The following is a 2,167-nucleotide window of genomic DNA, read 5'->3' as shown; positions in this document are numbered from 1 at the left end:
AGTGATTTGACCACCTTCGTTAACCGACGATGGCGCCGTCAAAGTCACGGTCGTGGTGTCATCGGTACCCGGTGTGTCGGTGACGGTCGTGGTGACGGTGTCGGTTCCAGGTACCAGATTTTCAAAGTGCTCGCCGCCAGTCACCTTGGTGATAGCGGTGCTGACGGTCTGGTCACCGGCATACACATCATTTGGCGCCAATACCGAAACAGTGCCGCTCGACTGGTTCACACCAATGGTGATGGTCTCTCCATTACCCAGGGTCACGGTCAAGGGATTGGTGATGTTGGTCACCGGAGCACCGTTTTTATCCACAAGGCTAGCGGTGTAAACGATCTGACCACCTTCGCCAACAGTGTTGGTGGCGGTCAGCACAACCTTCACGTCATCGATGGTGTCATTGACGACGGTAGTTGCACCGTTGCCAGCAACTTCCAATTTCTCGAAGTTACCGCCAGTAGCGTCAGTGATCTTGACTGTCTCTGAAGACTTGTCGATGAACACGTCATCAGTTGGTGCATCAACGGTGACCGTGCCGACGGTTTCGCCGGCTTTGATGGTGATGGTCGAGTTGTTGTCGAGCTTCAGGGTGACGTCAGACCCGGCCTTGTTGCTCAAGGTCGCGGTGTAAGTGATTTGACCACCTTCGTTAACCGACGATGGCGCCGTCAAAGTCACGGTCGTGGTGTCATCCGTACCCGGAGTGTCAGTGACAGTCGTGGTGACGGTGGTGGTTCCAGGTACCAGATTTTCGAAGTGCTCGCCGCCGGTCACCTTGGTGATGGCGGTGCTGACGGTTTGGTCGCCGGCATACACATCATTTGGCGCCAGAACCGAAACAGTGCCGCTCGATTGATTCACCCCAATGGTAATGGTCTCGCCATTGCCCAAGGTCACGGTCAGTGGATTGGTGATGTTGGTAACAGCATTACCAGCCTTGTCGATCAGCGACGCGGTATAGACGATCTGACCACCTTCGCCAACAGTGTTGGTAGCGGTCAGCACAACCTTCACGTCATCAATAGTGTCATTGACGACGGTAGTTGCACCGTTGCCTGCAACTTCCAATTTCTCAAAGTTACCGCCACTGGCATCAGTGATCTTGACCGTCTCGGAAGACTTGTCGATGAACACGTCATCGGTTGGCGCATCAACGTTGACCGTACCGACGGTTTCACCAGCCTTGATGGTGATGGTCGAGTTGTTGTCCAACTTCAGAGTGACGTCGCTGCCTGCTTTATTGGAAAGCGTAGCGGTGTAAGTGATCTGGCCGCCTTCGTTAACCGACGACGGCGCCGTCAAGGTCACGGTCGTGGTGTCATCGGTACCCGGTGTGTCAGTGACAGTGGTAGTGACAGTGTCAGTTCCCGGAACCAGGTTTTCGAAGTGCTCGCCGCCGGTCACTTTGGTGATAGCGGTACTGACGGTTTGGTCGCCGGCATACACATCATTTGGCGCCAATACCGAAACAGTGCCGCTGGACTGGTTCACACCAATGGTGATGGTCTCGCCATTGCCCAGAGTCACGGTCAGCGGATTGGTGATGTTGGTAACAGCATTACCAGCCTTGTCGACCAGCGACGCGGTATAGATGATCTGGCCACCTTCGCCAACAGTGTTGGTAGCGGTCAATACAACCTTCACATCATCAATGGTGTCATTGACGACGGTGGTCGCACCATTTCCAGCAACTTCCAGTTTTTCGAAGTTACCGCCCGTGGCGTCAGTGATTTTGACGGTCTCGGAAGACTTGTCGATGAACACGTCATCAGTTGGTGCATCAACGGTGACCGTGCCGACGGTTTCGCCGGCCTTGATGGTGATGGTCGAGTTGTTATCCAACTTCAGCGTAACGTCGCTGCCTGCTTTATTGGAAAGCGTAGCGGTGTAGGTGATTTGGCCGCCTTCGTTGACGGAGCTAGGCGCGCTCAGCGTGACAGTGGTGGTGTCATCGGTACCCGGAGTGTCAGTGACAGTCGTGGTGACGGTGTCGGTGCCCGGAACCAGATTTTCGAAGTGCTCGCCGCCAGTCACTTTGGTGATTGCAGTGCTGACGGTTTGATCGCCTGTGTAAACATCATTTGGCGCTAGAACCGAAACGGTTCCGCTGGACTGGTTCACACCAATAGTGATGGTCTCGCCATTGCCCAAGGTCACGGTCAACGGG

General features: G+C 54.8%; 1 protein-coding gene. It reads right to left on the bottom strand.

Annotation, left to right across the window (positions count from 1 at the left end; genetic code table 11):
• Window positions 1-2,167 (bottom strand): immunoglobulin-like domain-containing protein (locus AC6CIA_RS26230; RefSeq protein WP_498316042.1); only part of this gene is annotated, 2,167 nt, incomplete at both ends.

This window comes from Pseudomonas sp. GQ91 (assembly GCF_059758795.1).
Note: the sequence above shows the minus strand (reverse complement) of the source record. Positions and strands in the feature narration are given on the sequence as shown.